Origin of the sequence: Mycoplasma wenyonii str. Massachusetts (genome assembly GCF_000277795.1) — a bacterium.
GTDB classification, from domain to species: domain Bacteria; phylum Bacillota_I; class Bacilli_A; order Mycoplasmatales; family Mycoplasmoidaceae; genus Eperythrozoon_A; species Eperythrozoon_A wenyonii.
Genome location: NC_018149.1, coordinates 322,910 through 337,464 on the forward strand (window position 1 = coordinate 322,910; position 14,555 = coordinate 337,464).

Sequence of the window (14,555 nt, forward strand, 5' to 3'; positions counted from 1 at the left end):
TAAGTTCCTAGAATAACTAACTATTTACTGAAACCTTTTTGTCAAGCGGTTAAAGGAATCCCCTTGGTCTCATCAGCAGAAGAATCATTTCCGCAAGTGAGTACATATTTTGAAGTATCAGAGCCCACTTGAAAGACTGCACATTCCCTCGGAGTTAATAAATTTATCGAATCATTTGAAATTCCACCCCATTCATCCCCAGTAGCTGTAAAGGTATATTCAGATGAGTAATCAGATTTTTGAGTTAAGCTGGCAGTAAGCTGTTTAGCTGTCGGATTTCACAAAAGACTTTTATCTATCTCTACAGGATTACTTGGTTTGCTTTTGTCATATATATGAAAGATACTGTCATATTCCTCTTCATTAGAGTCAGCATCTTCTCTAATTTTTTTGTCTTCATAGCAAGTTAATAATTCAACACCATCACTGGATCTCGCAGGAATAATAAAGCACTTTTTATCAAAACTTTCAGTTACTACTACAGAAGGATTAGAGGTTTCACCTGTCAATGAAGAAGATCGACTTAAAGTTTCTTCAGTAGCTTGCACTCTTTGAACCCCTGCACCCTCTCTCTCAGAACCAGTATCAGAAACAACATTACTTGTAACTGGCTCAGAAGAAACCCCAGAACTTCTCTTCAGAAGAATTGGAGTAGCTACAGAAACTCCAGTAACTGTCGCAACCACCCCAACTTTTAAAGCCAGAATACCTACAGACATTATGGAAACTACTTATTAAATATATCTATTTAAGAATAAACGAGAGAGAAAGGGAAAGAAATGTAGATTAATTGATAAGGAAATTTAGAAAGATTAAAGTAGTTGTTACTTAATTAGGCTGATAGTGTAGGGAAGAGAGAAGCTCACATTTCAAGGTAGTTTGTGACCTTCTTTAGTCTTTAATGTCCCCTCTTTTATCTCTGTATAGCTAGGATCTCAGAGATAGTATTGTCTGTTCTTGTTTAGAGGGACTTTTGATTCCTTGCCTTGATTGGTCGCCCCTAACTCTATTAAGCTTTTGAAATTTTTACCTTTGTTTGCCATCTCTTCTCACTTACTCTTTAACGTTCCATTCATAAACATAAAATCATGAACTACCACATAAGGTCTGTTGTCACTTCTGGGTTTCCCAGTGTAAAGATTTTCATGTTTGCTTGTTTTACTATTTCACACTTTTATTGGAGCACTTCTCGATAATTTGGTTACATTTTTGCCATCATTTATTTGTCTTTTTCCGAAAGTAGCAGTTAATGTCAGACCTCTTTCAAAACCTAAAACTGCAACTCGTTTATCTTCTTTGTTTTTTAATTCAGTTTCAATAAGGCCCGGTTGATTCTCTAAAGATTCAAACTCCTTAAAAAAAACTTTATCGTCACAGTAACCATTTTGTATTGTGGTTGGACCATGATCGTCTGTGCATTTAGCTTTTATTCCCCTATGCTTATCTTTCACTAAAGAAACTAGACCTGTAACTTCAACATCTTTAGTGTTTACATTGACTCCCATTAAAAGGAATTTTTTGGGAGTTAAACCATTACGTGATTGCGTATCAGTCTCTTTTGAAAATTGTCTATCTCCCACTTGTTCAACTAATCTAAGCTCTCCTTCTGCATCTTTTAAGTTTCTCTTTACTCTCTTGCTTTTTTCTGTGTGATCGAAGTAGTTTGTTTCTTTCGCTCTTGCTACATAACCATATGAATAATTAGTTGGTTTGTCAAATGCATTGGATAATCATCTGGAATTGAAAACTGGAGAAATGTAACCTGTTTGTCAGTTAGTCCCTACTTCGTTATTTGTTACTTCTATTAATCTATCTGACTGCCCCCCCCGAGCGTTAAGTAATTAGAACTAAATAAGAAAGAAGGGCCGCCTAGACTACCTAAAGTAATTAATCCTTTACCTAAAGTTAGAGCTCTGAACAACCCTTAGAAAGGAAAATAATCTGTGATAATTTCTAAGGATTTTAAGTGTATATAGGTGAAAAAACTAAATAAGTGAAGAAAAGAAAGTTAAATAACAAACATTAATTATTTGAGTTTTTCAAACTTTCCAATCTCTATCTCGAGATTGAATTAGAAGTAATTAGCTTATTTAGAAGAATTGGAAAAGTTACAGATACTGGAAATATCTATCTAAGGATCAAAAAGATAGCAAGGAAAAGAAACTATTCACACATCTCTTTCAATCCCTTTTTCATCTTTGAGTTTCTTAGCAGTTTTCTTAAGATATATTTCTTCTCTGCCGTAGATCTCTAACATTTCTTTAGTAATTACTCCAGTTTTTCTTGTATCTTCATATGGATATCAAAATTCTTCTATTAAGTCTCATCCAGCTAGTATATCTTTGATTCAATTGCCTATCACGATTTCATTTGTAAAAGTATTTAGCCACTTAACTTTCTTTCCTCTTCCTGAAAAGCAAGCTTTTTCTAATCGTCCTTCACCAGCAACTAAATAAAACCAATTTTTTCTAGAGGGCAAATTTTTTTCTCCCTCTATGGTAAATTTCACTTCCCATCAACTTTGTTTTTTTCCAGTCTTTTCATTAATGATTGGTTTGCTGTAACAAGCATTTAGAGGTGAGAAGGATAAATCTAAATTAGCGTTGTCAGCCATTTCTTGTTCTGTTGGGACAACTAAAGGAATAGTAATAGTTCTTAAAATCTCAGATTTTTCTAGTTCCTCAAGATTTATCATCTCTAGTAATTTTTTGTGTAGGTAATTTTAGTTTTTGTAACTTTCTTTCCCTCTCGGTTCATTTCCTCGATGGTGTTGACAATTTTATATCTCTCTAAAAAAGATACAGTTTTTGATAACCTATCTGACTGCAGCTGTTTTATGTGGTTTTTATGATTTCTTAGTAAACGGGGCTCTTTAGTTAGTTGCCCAATTTCATATTGTCTAGGTTTTTTCATTTTCTTTGTAATTAAAAAACTTAAGTTAGCTGAACCTATTATTGAAGAAAAGATTTTCCCATCTTTATAAAAACAATAAAGTTTTCCGTGATGTGGAAAAAAATCCACCAGCCTTATTTCCCCCAACCCCATCTTTTGTCACTTTGTGTGAATTTGTATAACCAATGTATACAGCGATTTTCGGAATCCAATAAAGAAGTACACTCCCAGAATTAAACAAATACTTTTAATATCCCCGGACTCTACTCATTCATTTATTTCTGTGATGGAATCTCCGGAACAATAAGCAACAAATATTTCAACCCTATCTGCTTTTTTGATCTCTTCTTTAAAGCAATCATTGACTGTCTTTTCTCCTTTTTCAGGAAGTAAAGGAGGAATTTGTGTGACAAGAAAATTCTCTTCCAACTCTTCTCCTTTTCCCAATCTCATAAATTAATAACTTTCTCACCCCTTTTATTAGTGAAAAATGGAAAAAAGATGAATTTTTAGTTATTCCCTCAACTTAGTAAAGACTCATAACTTAGAACTTCTAGAGGCTCAGTTAAGTTCTATTTCCTCTCTACTAGGAAGAATTGGAGAGTCTGGATGTAATTGAAATAAGGGAGGGATAGTCTCCCCTAAGTCAGGAATCTTAATTGGATAAGAATACTTTCTCTTTCAGTCTTCTATCAGTTCATCCTCTAGAGATTGAAAGGTAATAATGAGGAGTTTTCCACCTACCTCTAGAATATCCTTTACTTTTTCTAGAGTTTGCTTTAAGTTATCTAACTCATTATTAGCTTCTATTCTCAAAGCTTGAAAGAGTAACTTAATTTGGTTCTTGTTATATCTAGTTTTCTGAAAGAGCCTGTTATTAGTAATAATTGCCTTTAATTGTTCGATATTAGTAATAGGCTCTTTCTTTCTCTCTTTGAGTATTGCTTGAGCTAAATCTTTAGATTCTCTGAGATTCCCGTAGTGTTTGAATATTCAGTTGAGTTTGTGTTCTGGATATTCATTTAGTATTTCATAGACACTCTTTCCATCTAGACCATATCTGAGCTCTAAAGAAGAGGAGGTGGAATTATAGCTAAAAGATCTACTAGGATCTTGTAGTTGTGCAGTTGAAAATCCTAGATCTAAGAGTATTCCAGAGACTTTAGGAAGTTTATTTTTTACTCAATAACTATACAGAGAGCTGTAGTTAATATTCTCAAACTTGAATCTAGAGTCTCTCCCTTCTAGTTCTGAACCGCATTCAACACAACTAGGATCTATATCAATTCCTAGTAAAGAGCCTTTAGAGTCAAGTAATTCCAATAAAGCCTTTGAGTGACCTCCTTGCCCAAAAGTACAGTCTATATAGAACCCTGACTTAGAACTTACTCAGTGAGTTAAAACCTCTTCCTTTAAGACAGGAAAGTGAACAACCTCCTTTTCAGTCAATCTCTCTAAGGTAGTCTCATTCCCACTCCTGAAGGAGTAGGAAATAAAGACTTAACTAAAGCTCCTCTGGTTTTGTATCCTTAGGCATTTGCTTTGCCTTTCAACTCTCAAATAATCTCTTAGATCAAATCTCTATATAGTCTCCAGTACCTACAAGATATAGGAATTGATCCTTTAGAGCTAACATAGATAGCAAATCTTCTGAGATAGTTATTCTGGATTTTGGGTCTATTTCAAAAGTTCTTGCAGCTCCAATAAATAATCTCTTAACTATTTGTCTTTCTTTCTCAGTGGCGCAATTCTCTACTCTATTACTAGAAAATCACTGAAAGAAACCTGGAGTTCACATAACCAAACAACCCACTTCATTCTTAGTAATAATTACTCTATCTCCCAGTAAGTGTCTTCAAGCTAAAGGGATAGTTACTCTATTCTTGTCATCAATTCTTTCTACGAAGGTACCAGAAAAGAAATATCTATAGATTGGATTACCTTTAGTTGGAACCGCCTTGTCTTCTTTTTTGAGTAACATAGATACTTTTATTTAAAGAACTAAGAAAGTTTCTTTACTTCAGTAATCTCAAGTAAAGTATGTTTTGCTCTGAATCCCATTCTCTTTCTATGTCTCTTCTGAGAAATTAAATGCAAGATGTGTAACTTCTTATTTTTAATTTGTTTTATTACCTTACATTTAACTTCTAAGTTAGGAATATAAGGCTTCCCTATTTTCTTTTTATAGAGTAATACATTAGAGAAACTAAGTTCATCACCTACATTAGTATCTCTAAGAAAATCAGACACTATCTTATCTCCTATATTACAAAGATATTGTTTGTTCTTAATCTCAAAACATAATTCCATTTTCTTACTCATTATTTAAGGTTAAAGATTATTCAAACACAAATGACTCAGATGTCTGACTATCATATTCATTCAATTTATCTAGAGTCTCTAAGTCTTTCTTATCTAATTTAATGTCTCTAGCTTTAATTAGCTCTCCTATTTCTTCTTCAGAGCTAGGAACAACAATAGGAGTGATCTCATGATTCACTAGATAAGCAGCTAATAAGGTCTTAAGAGAGACTTCATACTTTTTCGCCATATCTAGTAATACAGTATTCTTTTCATTCTTAGCATAGTTACCAAAAGGAGTGTGTCCATGTAACTCAATATTGTTTTCTTTACAATAGTGAATTCTGTCTCATCTCATATTGTTCACAGAACACTCATATTGAACAACATCTGGCAATACCCCAGTTTGTTGGTGAAACCAAACAATCATATCTTTATCAAAGTTACACAACCCTATTCTCTTGGTTAAAGAGTTATTCTTACAGGAAACTAGTTGTTTGTAAGCAGATAGGTTCTGCTCCATATTATTAGAAGGTCTGTGTAGGAAATAAGTATGCATAATAGTGTCTGCACCTATTTTGCTTAAAGAGAACTTAAGAGATTTAATAATTCCTCCAGTGAATTGAGAAGGTCAAACCTTAGATTGAAAGTAGGGAATAAATTCAAACTTACTTTCTGATCTTTTTAGACTCTTAAGTGCTAGCCCAATAATAGCTTCATTACCATACTTTCAACCGCAGTCCACAAAGTCATAGTTGTGTTCATTAGCAGCTTTTAGATAAGGAGCTAATATCTCAATAATTCTCAGAGACTCAGTACCAAAACCAACCTTTGGAGTGTATTTGGTATTTGCAGACATTATCTCTTAGTGAATTGAGGAGATCTTCTAGCTTTGTATTTACCTATTTTCTTTCTTTCCTTAACTCTGTGATCTTGAGTTAGTAACTTTGCTTTCTTAAGAGAGCTTCTCATTTCAGGATAGTACTTTAATAGAGCTCTAGCAATAGCTAATACAATAGCTTGAGCTTGTGCACTATTCCCTCCACCCTTAGGAAATGCCTTTACAGAATACTTTTCTCCTAGTAATCTAGCAGGAAGGAATGAGAAAGGACTTAAGAGAATAGGAGTAAGGTATTCATTTTTAAAGTAATCCACAGGACTACTTATCTTGTATTCTCCATCTCTCTTGGTATATATAAGTAATTCATGTTCTTGTTTGCTTTCTGATTTAGGTAATTGAGTGAGAATAATATTTACTCTACTCTTTTTTCTCTTAGAGAATGCTCTAACTTCTGTATTCATTAGAGAGAAAGATTTATTTTATTTTCAATCGATTAAACTTAGTTTTTCAATTGTGACAAGCAAAAAGTCACTAATTAAATAAACAGAACACCACTTTTAATTTTATTTTTCAGAATTAAACTTAAAATTTTGTCTTTTGTTCCTTAATTTTAAAGGAGCACTGAGTGTTCACAATTTCTGCTTAGATTTTTAGCAATCAAAGCCTTAATCTGCTAAAATGAGTAGAAAGTTCTTACAAGACAGCTGTTAATGACTGATAGTTCCAATCTACAAGCATTCAACAATGCCTTACCACTTTTAATTTCTAGAAATCTAGTAGTATTCCCCTTTACCAAGAGTGTTATTGAGGTTGGTAGAGAATGTTCTCTAGCTTCTATTAAGTATTCACTCTCTGAATGTAAGGGAGAGCTAATAATACTAGCACAAAAAGACTATGATATTGATTTCCCCTTACCAGTAGATCTATATAGAGTTGGAACACTTTCAAAGGTTAGTGTGCTTAAAGAACACAAAGATGGTTCTTTAACAGTTAAGGTAGAGGGGCTTCAAAGAGTAAAGATTGATCACCCAAAGATCACCAGAAAAACAGGATATGAAATACTTGGTTCTATGTGATTTGCTAACTATGAATTACTTAAGGAAAGAAATACCTCTTTCCTGAAAAACAAATCAGATATAGAACAACTATTTAAGTACTTTGAAGAGCTGTTTGATGTAAAAGGAAGTGATTACGAAGAGATCAAACAACTATTTACAGCAGAAAAAACAGAAGGATCTAATAAAGACTCCTGTTGTAAGTTAATAGATAAATTATGTAGTTTTTGACCACAAGGAGAAAGAGATGGAGTAGAGATTAAGCAAAAGTGACTAGAAGAGTTAAGTGTTTCCAGAAGAATAACTCTGATGCTAGATTATGAATATTTATCAGAGGCAGAGAAAGATGAAATTAATAGCTCTATCTCTAAGAAGGTAAATAGAAATATCTCTAAGCAACAGAGAGAGTTCTATCTTAGAGAGAGAATAAAGGTTATTAAGGAAGAGTTAGGAGAAGGTATCTCTAGAGATGGAGAGCTACAAAAGTTCAGAGATTGATTAAAGAAAGAGAAAGCCCCAGAACACATTAAAGAGAGAGTAAAGGAAGAGATAAAGAAATTAGAGTATTCAAGTGTTATTTCCTCCAATGAAAGTTTGATTACTCACACTTACTTAACTTGACTAATCTCTCTTCCTTGAGATAAGAGCTCTAAAGACCAAAAGGTTATCTCAAAAGTTCAAAAAGAATTGGATAAGAACCACTATGGATTAGATAAAGCTAAAGAGAGAATATTAGAGTTTGTGGCTGTACAGAAGAAAACTAAGAATCTTCATGGAACAATTATTTGCTTATCTGGACCTCCAGGAGTAGGTAAGACCTCTTTAGCTCAATCTATAGCTAAAGGACTTAAGAGAGAGTGTGTAAAGATCTCACTAGGAGGTTTAAGTGATGAAGCTGAGATAAGAGGTCACAGAAAAACTTATATTGGAGCTATGCCTGGAAGAATTATTAAGGGATTAAAGCAAGCAAAGGTAAATAATCCTGTATTAATACTTGATGAGATAGACAAGATAGTAAGTAGTGGACATGGAGATCCTCTATCAGCCTTACTAGAGGTATTAGATCCTAAGCAAAACGATAAGTTTGTAGATAACTACATAGAAGAAGAGGTAGATCTCTCAAAGATTATGTTCATAGCTACAGCTAACTATGAAGATAATATCCCTGAGGCTTTGTTAGATAGATTAGAGATTATTAGACTAACCTCCTACACAGAAAAAGAGAAATTAGCTATTGCAAAGAATGGACTAATTAATGAGGTATTAGAAGAACATGGATTAAAGGAAGAGGAGCTTATCTTCTCAGATGAAGCAATTACCTACATCATTCAGAGATATACAAGAGAGGCTGGAGTTAGAAATCTAAGACAGTGTTTATCTCAAATAGCTAGAAAGTTCATTCAAAGACAAGAGTTAGATAAAGAGTTAAAGGAATTGAAGGTTGAAGTTGAGGTAGTTAGAGAGTATCTTTCAAAGGAAAAATATGAACACACAGTTAAGGACGAACTCTCAATACCTGGAGTGGTTAATGGAATGGCCTATACAGAATATGGGGGAGATCTTCTTCCTGTAGAAATTAATTACTACTCTGGAAAAGGTAACTTAATACTTACTGGAAATCTAAGAGATACTATGAAAGAATCCGCTAGTGTTGCACTCTCTTACATAAAAGCCAATGAAAGTGAATTTAAGTTAGGAGACACTAAGTGATCTGATATAGATATCAACTTACATGTACCAACTGGAGGAGTTCCAAAAGATGGTCCTTCAGCAGGTATTACCATTACTACAGCTATTTTGTCTGCCTTTAGAAAGGTACCTATTCCAAGCAATATAGCTATGACTGGGGAGATGACTCTTAGAGGTAAGGTATTACCAATAGGAGGGCTTAAGGAAAAAGTTATCTCTGCTGTTAGAGGGGGAGTGGATACTATCTTTTATCCAAAAGAAAGTGAAAGACATCTAGAAGATATTCCAGAAGAGATACTAAGTAAGATCCGACTAAAACCTATAAGACATTATTCAGAGTTATATAAGGAATTGTTTTCTAATAAATAGGTTTTTAGAATATTAGAAAACAATGTTCATTGCAAGAGTACTTTTTACTGGAATTGCTAGTTCAGTAGGAATAGGTGGTTTAGTTCCTCTATCTTCTCTTGTGGGGGGGGCGATCCAACAGCCTGAATAGTTAATTCTAGAGATTCTTTTCCTTTATTCACTTGTTCAAACAATAGTCATAATATAAAGATCTCTTTAACTCCCAAGGGCGGCAAAAACAATTTAACAACTGGAAAAGAAATTGTTTTTAAGGGATATGACGAAAAGAATAAAAGATCAGTTGAGTTGTATGATAGAGATTTTGCTGGATTATCACCATTTGAATTAATCATTTTTCAATCTGGCACAAGCAAGTTAACTGAAGCAGGATCGGGAATGGACAGTTACAAATATGGCGGAGATCTTTATTGTGAAGGAAATGTGTTTAAGGTTGAAACTTACAACCAAAATTTTGGGGAAGATAAACAATGATCAAAAGGATTTGAAAAAATCAATTTGACTTTAGGTCAATGTGACAGTAAAAATGGAAGACAAGAATGTTCTATTGTGTTTGGAGGAGATGTTGGTCTTAAGTGAAAAGAAGAATTTAAGCCAAGAGTAATTATTTAGTTCAAATTAATCGTTACAGGTAGATATGCTTATTCCAAAGGTTTTTTTCCTTGGTTTAGCAAGTTCAGTAGGGATAGGTAGTCTGGTGCCATTATCTTCTCTTACGGCGAAGGGAGATGATCCAACAGCCTGAATAGTTAATTCTAGAGATTCTTTTCCTTTATTTACTTGTTCAAGCGATAGCGGTAGTCATAAGATAAAGATTTCTTTAAAGTTCGAAAACAATTCCGCAGGAACAAATAATAAAAAGATTATTTTTGAAGGCTATGATGAGATTCAACGAAAATCATTTGGTCTATATGACACAGAACAAGCAAATTTAGCTCCCGTTAAATTAATCATTTATGGAACAGGTACTGTAAAGTTGGTTGACGCAGGATCAGGAATGGATAGCTATCAACTTCCCTCAAGTGGGCTGTCTTGTAAACCAAATATTTTTGAAGTTACCAAGTACAACGGAAATTACGGGCATGAACTTAGCGATAAGCAATGGGAAAAAGAATTCAAAGATATCGCACTTACTTTAGGTGATTGTGTTGATAAAGATGGAAGCAAAGAATGTCTAATAAATATTGGAGATCAAGTTGGATTGAAGTGAAAAACAGAATTTACACCAAAAGCAATTATTTAATTTCAGAGAAGCAGTTACTGAATTAAAGTCCACAAACACTAAAGATATATAGTACTTTTCTAGAATTCAAATAAACAGTTAAATAGGGATGTTGATTCCTAAATTATTTCTTGGATTAGCCAGTACAGCGGGAATAGGTGGTTTAGTCTCCTTGTCTTCGATTGCAGGGGGGGGAGACGATCGCAATATCTGAAGAGTAAATTCTCAAACATCTTTTCCACTATTTACTTGTAGCCTCTCTGGTTCTAAAATATCTGTTTCCCTAAAACTTAAGGAAGGCATAGGTCAATTACAAGACAATAAGCAGGTAGAATTTTGAGGCGACGGAAACGCAGAAGGAGAAACAATAAATTCAGTTAATTTAAGTAGTTCTGCAACTACAAATTTAAAAGAATATAAGTTAACTATTTTTAAAACATCTGGAAGAAGCAAGTTAGAAGTAAAAACAGATAGAGGCAGTAGCTTAAGTGAGACTCTCTGGTGTGATACCAATGTTTTTAAAGTTACAAAAGAGACAATAACATCAGGAATTTCTCAGGCATGAGAGAATGGATTTGATCAAATCAAGCTGACTCTAAGTGATTGCGATGGAAATGGAAGAAGAGGGTGTTCAATAAAGATTGGTGATCAAGTTGGCTTGGAGTGAGCAAATGACTTTAAACCAAAAGTAATTATTTAGTTGCAGAGAGCTCCAATAACAGTTACAGTAGCTCATAAAATCCAAAGGTTAAAAAAATGCTTGTAGGATTTAAGCTCGCTTCTTTATTTACTCTTGGAGTTGCATTAAGTGGAGCTGTAGCCCTTTCTTCCAAAAAAGGATGTACTTTTCTTAAGGATCAAGAGAACTTAACAAAAACAGTTGAATATGAATATCCATTATTTAGCTGTTCACACAACAAACAAGAAAAGTATCGTTTTTATTTGGTATTAAAAAGTACTCCTCAATCTTCAGGAAAACCTGAACACAAAGTATTCTTAGAAGGTTATGATGTCAAGAAAGGTGAAAAAATGAACTTTCAAGAAAAGATAGAAGGAACTCCAAACTATCAATGACAACTTCAAGTGTTCAGCGACAAAATAAAGATCTCAACACTTACTGGGGCGGAAGGAAATTTGTATGGCTCTGAAGATGCTTATTGCAATCTAGGTGAATTGCAAGTTACTGAGAAAGACAGCTCTTGAGATAGAACGGGAATATTATGAGAAAAAGCAATTAAGAATATAGAGTTTGAGTTAAAGGGTTGTGAAAAGGGAATAGTCGGAGAGAGTTGCGAAATTCAAATTAAAGAAGGAGTTAAGTTAAAGTGAGGGGTACCATTAAAGCCTAAAGAAATCTTTTGCTCTTCTCGAATTTAGTAATTAATACACCTAAAATTGAAAAATAATGTTCATAGCAAGAGTACTTTTTACTGGAATTGCTAGTTCAGTAGGAATAGGTGGTTTAGTTCCTCTATCTTCTCTTATAGCGGGGGGGGCGATCCAACAGTTTGAATAGTTAAATCTAAAGATTCTTTTCCTTTATTCACTTGTTCAAACAATAGTCATAATATAAAGGTTTCTTTAGCTTTTAAGGAAAATACACATGATTTAAGCGAGAGAAAAGAAATTGTTTTTAAGGGCCATAACGAAAATAGCAAAGAAGAGATTAGTTTACATGATGATGACCAAGCTGGAGTAGCGCCATTTAGATTAACTATTTTTGGAACAGGAACAGTTAGGTTGGATGAAACAGGAAATTGAGAATATAGCCACAAATATGGTGGAAATCTTATTTGCGATAGAAATGTTTTTCATGTAACCAAATTTCAAGATTATGGAGGCGAACAGCAATGAGAAAAAGAATTTAAGGCAATTTCACTTTCTTTAGTTGGCTGTGAGGATAAAAGTGGAAGGAAAGAATGTTCTATAAATATCGGAAGTGGAGTTGATCTAGAGTGAAAAAATGACTTTAAACCAAAAGTAATTATTTAACTATTGTGAATTATTTAAATTTCTTTTGTTAGGTCTAAAGTTACTTTTTGCAGGTACTGCTGGATTAATAGGCAGTTGTATTTACTCTGCCTCTATGCCTGTAATAAACAATTCTCTTAAGCCAATCTCTTTTTGAGAAATAGGAGAGAACGATGTCTTTCCTTTATTTACCTGTAGAGGTGGAGGCAATCATTATCAACTCGGACTAGCTTTTAAAAAAGAAGAGGGGGCGACAAAAAAGAAGAAAGAGAGACTTTATTTAAGGGGTTGAGATTTTAAAAACAATAAAGAGCTTGATTGGAATGAACTGGTAGGGTCAAACAACTACGATAAATTTTGACAGTTGCAAGTATATTCCACTGGTGCAACAAAATTAGAAACATTATCTGGAGCTGAAGGACATTTATATAGTCAACATGATGCGCCTTGTGAAGGCAATAAATGGAGAGTTACTAAACCAACATATACGAGTGGAACAGAATGAACTAATAGTGTTTCAAAGATTACATTAGAAGCAAAAGATTGCAATGATGATCTTACCAATGAAGGTTGCAAAATAACTATTAATTCAGATGTTGGACTTCAATGAAACCCTGAATTAGAAAAACAACTAACTTTTAGTAAAGCAAGCGGTAGATAGAAAGCTTATTTAGAATAGAGAAATAAGTTTCCAATAATTTATGCTAGTTGCAAGAGTACTTTTTACTGGACTTGCTAGTGCAGTAGGAATAGGCGGTGTAGTTTCTGTGTCTTCTTCTGTGTCTGGGGGGGGCGATCCAACAGTTTGAAAAGTAGACTCTTCAAACTCCCCTTTCCCCCTGTTTTCTTGTAGTAACTACAAAAGTCAGATATTAATTTCCCTGAAATTTGAAGAAACTCCATTGACTCCACCCACAAATGGTAAGAAAATAAAATTCCACGGTAGCGAAAAATACACCGGCGAAGAAATTAGTTTATATGGTAGTTCTTCAGGTGCAGACAACACACAACCATACAAATTAACTGTTTTTAAGGACGGAAGTGGTAATGGCAAATTAACAACAGATAATTTTGAAATTAATAAAAAATATGGTACAGATCTTTGATGTTACCCTACCTCCTTTAAAGTAACATCTGACACTTCCGACTCCTCTAACAATTCTCCTAAAACATTTGAAAGTATCTCTTTAACTCTTGAAAGTTGTGCTCCGCGAGGAGAAGGCAAAAAGCAAGAGTGTTCAATAAAAATCGAAGGGAGTTCCGGGTTTAGCTGAAGAGATGACTTTAAGCCAAAGGTGATTATTTAGTTGCAGAGAATTAGTTACTGAATTACAGCCCATAAGCACTAAATATATATTTAGACTTCTCTAGAATTCAAGTAAATAGTTAGATAATATGTTGATTCCTAAATTATTTCTTGGATTAGTTAGCGTAACCGGAATAAGTGGTTTGGTCTCATTATCTTCCGTCGCGGGGGGGATACTCGGGATATTTGAAGAGTAAGCACTAATCCAACTTTTCCTTTATTTACCTGTAAGCAAGGTTCAGTAAAGGTTTGAATTTCACTGGAATTAAAAAATAAAGAAAGTCCGCTCAAGTTATCGAATAACGGCGAGATTATCCTTGTTGGGCGCGAAAATAACTCAGAAGAACAAACAATAAGCTCAAGAGTTGCTGGATCTTCAAATACAAAAAAATACAAATTAAGTGTTTTTTCTTCGGGAAGCAGTAATTTAGAAGTAAAAGAGAATAGTAGCGACTATGGCACGGTAATCTGATGTAGTACCAATGTTTTTAAAGTTACAGGAGAAATGAGTCGAGTTTCGGGTAGCAATTCTACATCCTGATCAAAGAATTTTGATCAAATCAAAATGAATCTAAATGATTGCGATAAAAACGGCAGAAAAGAATGTTCTATAAATATCGGTAGTGATGTTGGACTTAAGTGAAAAGATGATTTCCAACCAAAAGTAATTATTTAACCCAAAAAGAGATATATAGTACTTTTCTAGAATTCAAGTAAATAGTTAGATAATATGTTGATTCCTAAATTATTTCTTGGATTAGTTGGTTCGGCAGGGATTGGGGGTGTAGTCTCACTATCTTCTATTGCGGGGGGGGCGACGCCCGCAATGTCTGAAGAGTAAATTCTCAAACATCTTTTCCACTATTTACTTGTAGCCTCTCTGGTTCTAAAATATCTGTTTCCCTAAAACTT

Annotated in this window: 18 protein-coding genes; 9 read left to right on the top strand and 9 right to left on the bottom strand. The window is 33.9% G+C overall.

The window, feature by feature from the left end; all coding sequences use genetic code 4:
- Positions 1-20 precede the first annotated feature (20 nt).
- The 9 genes from WEN_RS01610 to rpsI form a co-directional block, all read right to left on the bottom strand.
- Positions 21-719, bottom strand: coding sequence for a hypothetical protein (locus tag WEN_RS01610; RefSeq protein ID WP_014849819.1), 699 nt, complete (start codon positions 717-719; stop codon positions 21-23).
- A gap of 105 nt (positions 720-824) precedes the next feature.
- Positions 825-1,580, bottom strand: a complete 756-nt coding sequence (locus WEN_RS01615; protein ID WP_014849820.1) for a hypothetical protein — start codon at positions 1,578-1,580, stop codon at positions 825-827.
- Positions 1,581-2,131: 551 nt separating this feature from the next.
- Positions 2,132-2,695 carry a hypothetical protein gene (locus tag WEN_RS01620; RefSeq protein WP_043911313.1) on the bottom strand — a complete coding sequence of 188 codons (564 nt, stop codon included), beginning with the start codon at positions 2,693-2,695 and terminating at the stop codon, positions 2,132-2,134.
- 2 nt (positions 2,696-2,697) lie between these two features.
- The gene (locus WEN_RS01625) at positions 2,698-3,345 is read right to left on the bottom strand and encodes a restriction endonuclease PLD domain-containing protein (protein WP_052304249.1); all 648 of its coding nucleotides are present in this window, start codon (positions 3,343-3,345) and stop codon (positions 2,698-2,700) included.
- A gap of 60 nt (positions 3,346-3,405) precedes the next feature.
- Entirely contained in the window at positions 3,406-4,341 is a 936-nt protein-coding gene (gene rsmH, locus WEN_RS01630) for a 16S rRNA (cytosine(1402)-N(4))-methyltransferase RsmH (protein ID WP_014849821.1), read from the bottom strand.
- A gap of 55 nt (positions 4,342-4,396) precedes the next feature.
- On the bottom strand, positions 4,397-4,873 hold the full coding sequence (locus tag WEN_RS01635; protein ID WP_014849822.1) for a division/cell wall cluster transcriptional repressor MraZ: 477 nt from the start codon (positions 4,871-4,873) through the stop codon (positions 4,397-4,399).
- A 20-nt stretch (positions 4,874-4,893) separates the two neighbouring features.
- Positions 4,894-5,214, bottom strand: coding sequence for a 50S ribosomal protein L21 (gene rplU, locus WEN_RS01640; RefSeq protein WP_043911316.1), 321 nt, complete (start codon positions 5,212-5,214; stop codon positions 4,894-4,896).
- Between the two features lie 16 nt (positions 5,215-5,230).
- Positions 5,231-6,052, bottom strand: a complete 822-nt coding sequence (locus WEN_RS01645) for an aldo/keto reductase (RefSeq protein ID WP_014849824.1) — start codon at positions 6,050-6,052, stop codon at positions 5,231-5,233.
- Positions 6,052-6,495: a 30S ribosomal protein S9 gene (gene rpsI, locus WEN_RS01650; protein WP_014849825.1), complete on the bottom strand. Its 444-nt coding sequence runs from the start codon at positions 6,493-6,495 to the stop codon at positions 6,052-6,054. The genes WEN_RS01645 and rpsI overlap by 1 nt, the downstream gene beginning before the upstream one ends.
- A 249-nt stretch (positions 6,496-6,744) precedes the next feature.
- Between rpsI and lon the strand changes: the two genes are divergently transcribed.
- The 9 genes from lon (at position 6,745) to WEN_RS03860 (ending at position 14,319) form a co-directional block, all read left to right on the top strand.
- A complete protein-coding gene (gene lon / locus WEN_RS01655; RefSeq protein WP_014849826.1) occupies positions 6,745-9,147 on the top strand; it encodes an endopeptidase La in 2,403 nt (800 codons plus the stop codon).
- A 285-nt stretch (positions 9,148-9,432) separates the two neighbouring features.
- Positions 9,433-9,756 (top strand): hypothetical protein, encoded by a 324-nt coding sequence (locus WEN_RS01660; RefSeq protein WP_014849827.1) that lies wholly within the window; start codon positions 9,433-9,435, stop codon positions 9,754-9,756.
- 25 nt (positions 9,757-9,781) lie between these two features.
- Positions 9,782-10,387, top strand: coding sequence for a hypothetical protein (locus WEN_RS01665; RefSeq protein WP_014849828.1), 606 nt, complete (start codon positions 9,782-9,784; stop codon positions 10,385-10,387).
- Positions 10,388-10,475: 88 nt separating this feature from the next.
- Positions 10,476-11,066: a hypothetical protein gene (locus tag WEN_RS01670; protein ID WP_014849829.1), complete on the top strand. Its 591-nt coding sequence runs from the start codon at positions 10,476-10,478 to the stop codon at positions 11,064-11,066.
- Between the two features lie 56 nt (positions 11,067-11,122).
- Positions 11,123-11,743, top strand: a complete 621-nt coding sequence (locus tag WEN_RS01675) for a hypothetical protein (RefSeq protein ID WP_014849830.1) — start codon at positions 11,123-11,125, stop codon at positions 11,741-11,743.
- Between the two features lie 363 nt (positions 11,744-12,106).
- Entirely contained in the window at positions 12,107-12,358 is a 252-nt protein-coding gene (locus WEN_RS01680) for a hypothetical protein (RefSeq protein ID WP_014849831.1), read from the top strand.
- A gap of 25 nt (positions 12,359-12,383) precedes the next feature.
- Entirely contained in the window at positions 12,384-12,998 is a 615-nt protein-coding gene (locus WEN_RS01685) for a hypothetical protein (protein WP_014849832.1), read from the top strand.
- A gap of 40 nt (positions 12,999-13,038) precedes the next feature.
- On the top strand, positions 13,039-13,644 hold the full coding sequence (locus WEN_RS01690) for a hypothetical protein (protein ID WP_014849833.1): 606 nt from the start codon (positions 13,039-13,041) through the stop codon (positions 13,642-13,644).
- 504 nt (positions 13,645-14,148) lie between these two features.
- Entirely contained in the window at positions 14,149-14,319 is a 171-nt protein-coding gene (locus WEN_RS03860) for a hypothetical protein (protein ID WP_158308821.1), read from the top strand.
- Positions 14,320-14,555: the final 236 nt, after the last annotated feature.